Raw genomic sequence first — 2,340 nt, forward strand, 5'->3', positions numbered from 1 at the left:
TTGAGGTTGCAGATAAGACTGACGAAGTCAGTAACCATACATACGACAAGGCGAAGCTGACGCGGTTTGAAGAGATTTTCGAAGAGTATAAAATTGAATTGCTTATAAAAAGCTCCATACACTGGATGTGTATAGAGCGATGGGGCTTTATTTAATATAGAGTTCTTGATTTTTCAAGACAATTTCACGTACGCTCGCAAATTTCTTAAGTTTTTTAAGTTCTTCTGGATGAGTGACGAGAGTGATAACATAACCTTCCTTGCCCATACGGCCAGTACGGCCAGCACGGTGAGTGTAGGTTTCAATATCTCTAGGAATATCAAAGTTTACGACACATTCTAGGCTATCGATATCAATTCCACGTGCCAGAAGGTCTGTTGCTAGAAGCAGGGTTAGTTGCTTGTCTTTAAACTTTTCTAAGATGACTTTTCTAAATTTGACATTAACATCACTAGCGAGAGAAACAGCCAAGATATCCCGATACTGTAATTTTTCCTCTGCACTTCCAAGGTCTGATAGGCTGTTAAAGAAGACCAGACCGCGGAAATCCTCCACATGAGCTAGTTTTCGTAGCATATCCACTCGGTGACGTTGGTCTACCTGCATATAGAAATGTTGGATGTTATCCAGTTTTTGGTCAGAGAGATCAATGGTACGTGTGTTTGGCGCAATCTTTTCTTGGTCAAACGTAGTCGTGGCACTCATGTAGACCAGTTGGTGGTCACGCGGTGCGTAGTGAGTGATTTTCTCAACAAAGTGAATCTGAGAATCATCTAGCAATTGGTCGAATTCATCCAGGATGATGGTTTCCACATTCATCATCTTGATTTTTTTCAATTTAATGAGTTCAAAGATACGTCCAGGAGTTCCAATCAGAATTTCTGGTCCTTTTTTTAGGCGTTCAATCTGGCGTTTCTGGCTCGAACCTGATAAGAAGAGTTGGGGAGTCAAGCCGATAGTCTCAGCCCACGTTTTACATACATCAAAAATCTGTCCAGCAAGCTCTGTATTTGGTGCTAGAATCAAGAGTTGCTGCGCTTTTTTCTTTTGTAGTCTGAGAAGACTTGGTAGGAGGTAAGCTAGGGTCTTACCGGTTCCTGTTGGACTTACTCCTAGAAGATTTTCTCCTGCAAGAATGGGCTCAAATAGTTGAGTTTGAATGGGGGTAAATTCTTGGAAACCGAGTTGGTCACTTAGTTCTTGCCATTCAGTAGGTAGTTTGCTTTTCATTTTTCTGCCTCAAATCTAATGCCAGCAGTCTGGCGCATGGTATATAGTAGCTCATGAACAGAGCCTGCATCATCCAGCCAAGTCTGGTAAAGTGTCTGGTCTGGTTGCTGAATCATGTGTGCAAATGCAGTGACTTCCTCAGTCATCGTATGAGGAGCCTGTTGAATAGGGAGCTGGACTTGATTGCCTTGGTGGTCGGTAAAAATAGCTGAGCGAATATGCTCAATCGTGTTGAGGGTCAAGGTTCCATTTGTTGTGTAAATTTCGCAAGGAAGATTGGAAGTGATGTTTTTCCCAGCCTTGATATGAACTTGAAAGTCAGGGTAGAAGAGGATACCGTCTCCATTTAGGTCCATGCTATTGTCAAGCTGTTGAGCCATGTAGGTTGCGTCCTCAGCCTTTCCAAAGAGACGAACGGCAGCGTAGAGAGGATAAATCCCCAAATCCATAAGTGCTCCACCAGCAAAACGCTCTGAAAAGACATTGGGCGTATGCCCAGCCAACAAGTTAGGCATTTTGGAAGAATATTTGGCATAGTTGAAATCTGCCCCCAAAATTTGTTTGTCTGCTAAAAAGTTTTTGATGATAGTGAAAGCTTTTTCATGGTAATTACGAGCTGCTTCAAAGATAAAACAGTGATTTTTTTCAGCTGTTTGAACCAAATCCGGACAGTCTTGTGGCTGAGTGACAGCTGGCTTTTCAAGAATGACATGTTTACCTGCAGACAAGGCAGCCTTTGCCTGAGCAAAATGCAAGGAGTTTGGACTGGCAATATAGACTACATCGAAGGAGCTCTTGAAGAAGTCTTCTAATTGATCAAATAGTTGGATATCCTGATAGCGAGAAGCAAAGGTTGCTGCGGTTTCAAGTTTCCTAGAATAGACTGCGACCAGCTGGTATTTCCCACTAGCATGGGCTGCTTCTATGAAGTGGTGGCTGATATCGCCAGTGCCAATGATACCTAATTTAAGCATAAATACTCCTTTTCTGATTTTAAATCCTTCTTTTATTATAACATAGATAGACGGGACTATCCAACAGAGGGGAAAAATTTCAAATAAGCGATTAGCTTTCTTCTGAAGAAAAGCTTTCTCCCGACTTTATCACTTA

General features: G+C 42.0%; 2 protein-coding genes. Both read right to left on the bottom strand.

Annotated features, from left to right (window positions below; translation table 11 throughout):
* Positions 1 to 147: 147 nt before the first annotated feature.
* Positions 148 to 1,230 (bottom strand): DEAD/DEAH box helicase, encoded by a 1,083-nt coding sequence (locus HT671_RS10800; RefSeq protein WP_138703344.1) that lies wholly within the window; start codon positions 1,228 to 1,230, stop codon positions 148 to 150.
* Complete coding sequence (locus HT671_RS10805) at positions 1,227 to 2,204, bottom strand: Gfo/Idh/MocA family oxidoreductase (RefSeq protein ID WP_138703345.1); 978 nt, start codon at positions 2,202 to 2,204, stop codon at positions 1,227 to 1,229. The genes HT671_RS10800 and HT671_RS10805 overlap by 4 nt, the downstream gene beginning before the upstream one ends.
* Between the last annotated feature and the right edge of the window lie 136 nt (positions 2,205 to 2,340).

Source organism: Streptococcus sp. 2741 (assembly GCF_013276315.1).
Classification (GTDB): domain Bacteria; phylum Bacillota; class Bacilli; order Lactobacillales; family Streptococcaceae; genus Streptococcus; species Streptococcus pseudopneumoniae.